Source organism: Micromonospora sp. NPDC049240 (genome assembly GCF_040647835.1).
GTDB lineage: Bacteria > Actinomycetota > Actinomycetes > Mycobacteriales > Micromonosporaceae > Micromonospora.
In genome coordinates, this window is record NZ_JBEZCX010000049.1 from 1 (window position 1) to 2383 (window position 2383).

Below are 2383 nucleotides of genomic sequence, written 5' to 3' on the forward strand. Positions count from 1 at the left end.
GCCCCGGAAACACAAACACCGCACCCGACCCACCCACACCCGCCGCCACACCACGCACCACCGCAGACGAAACATCCACATCCCGCAACCCAGCCAGGAACCCATCGGCATCCCCCGCCACCACCACCGCCCGATACGCAAACACCGACCGGCCCGCCAACGCCCGCCCCACCACCACCGGATCCACCCCAGGCCGGTCGACCACAAACCCCGCCAACCGCTGCGCCTGCGCCCGCAACGCCACCTCAGACTTAGCCGACAACAACCACGGCACCACCCCGCCGCCCGGTAGCGGGGCCGGCTCATGACCCAACGCCGGGTCCGGTACGGGATCGGCCTCCTCCAGGATGAGGTGGGCGTTGGTGCCGCTGATCCCGAACGACGACACCCCAGCCCGCCGCGGCCGGCCACCGTCCGGCCATGGCGTGGCCTCGGTCAGCAGACGCACCGAGCCGGTCGACCAGTCCACATGCGACGACGGCTCGTCCACGTGCAGCGTCTTGGGCATCAACCCGTGCCGCATCGCGAGGACCATCTTGATGATCCCGGCGACACCTGCGGCTGCCTGGGTGTGGCCGATGTTCGACTTCACCGACCCCAGGCGAAGCGGCTGCTCCGCCGGCCGGCCCTGGCCGTACGCGGCGATGAGCGCCTGCGCCTCGATCGGGTCACCCAGGGTGGTGCCCGTGCCGTGCGCCTCCACCACGTCGACGTCGCCCGGCGACAACCGCGCGTTCGCCAGAGCCTGACGGATCACCCGCTGCTGCGACGGCCCGTTCGGCGCACTCAACCCATTCGACGCGCCATCCTGATTGACCGCGCTGCCCCGCACCACCGCCAACACCTGATGCCCCCGCCGACGAGCATCCGACAACCGCTCCAACACCAGAATGCCGATGCCCTCACCCCAACCCGTGCCGTCGGCGGCGTCCGCGAACGGTTTGCACCGCCCGTCGGCAGCCAACCCGCCCTGCCGGGAAAACTCCACGAACGCTCCCGGCGTGGCCATCACCGTGACACCGCCGGCCAGGGCCATCGAACACTCACCCGAGCGCAACGCCTGCGCCGCGAGATGCACCGCGACCGCTGATGACGAACACGCCGTGTCCACCGACACCGCCGGGCCCTCCAGACCCAGGGTGTACGCCACCCGCCCCGACATGACACTGGCCGCGTTACCGGTCAGGAGGTGTCCCTCGCTGCCGGTCTGCACGTCGCCGATCATGGAGATGTAGTCTTGGCCGCTGGTGCCGACGTACACGCCGGTGTCCGAGCCGCGTAGCCCGGACGGGTCGATCCCGGCCCGCTCCAACGCCTCCCAGGAAACCTCCAACAACAGCCGCTGCTGCGGATCCATCGCCACGGCCTCCCGCGGACTGATCCCGAAGAACCCCGCGTCGAACATCGCGGCCTCGGGAAGGAATGTTCCGTACCGGGTCTCCGACCGCTGCCGGCCGGAGTCGTGCAGCGCTGTCAGGTCCCATCCCCGGTCCGCGGGGAATCCCTTCACCGCGTCGATGCCCTCGACCAGCAGCTGCCAGAACCCGTCCGGGTCGTCCACTCCGCCCGGATACCGACACCCCATCCCCACGATCGCCACCGGCTCGTCGACACCCGCACCGACCGCCACCGGCGTAAGGACATCGGTCTGCTCACCAAGCAGTTCCGTCAACACGAACCCGGTCAACACCACCGGTGTCGGATAGTCGAAGACCAGCGTGGCCGGCAACGACAACCCGGTCGCGGCAGCCAACCGGTTACGCAACTCCACCGCGGTCAACGAATCGAGCCCGAGTTCACGGAACGCGCTGTCCGGATCAATCGCCGCGGGGTCGGCATGGCCGAGCACGACCGCGGCTTGTGCCCGCACCAGTTCCAGGACTGTCTGCTGGCGTTCCTCGCCCCCCATAGCGGCCAACCTGGCGGCCAGATCCACCCGCACATCGGCGGTGGTCGCCGCCCGGCGGGCCGGGCCGCCGGCCAACGTCCGCCACAACGGTGGCACGCCACCGGCCCCGGTACGACGCAGCGCAGGCAGGTCCACCCGCATCGGCACGAGCTGCGGCTGGTCAGTACGTACTGCCGTGTCGAACAGCGCCAAGCCCTGCTCGGAGGACAGGGGAAGGATGCCGGCGCGTCGCATCCGGTCCAGGTCCAGCTCGTCGAGATGCCCGGTCATCGCCGACTGCTGGGCCCACAGCCCCCACGCCAACGACTGCCCGACCAGACCTGCGGCCTGCCGCCGCAGCGCCAAGGCGTCCAGAACGGCGTTGGCCGCGGCGTAGTTACCCTGCCCCGGTGACCCGAGCGTGGCCGCCGCCGACGAATACACCACGAACAAACCCAGATCCGCATCCCGGGTCAGCGCATGCAACCACCACGC

At 70.1% G+C, this 2383-nt stretch carries 1 protein-coding gene; it reads right to left on the reverse strand.

Annotated elements, in window-relative coordinates:
- Nucleotides 1-2383, reverse strand: a 2383-nt coding sequence (locus AB0B02_RS31815; RefSeq protein ID WP_357306788.1) for a beta-ketoacyl synthase N-terminal-like domain-containing protein, incomplete at both ends; no start/stop codon positions are given.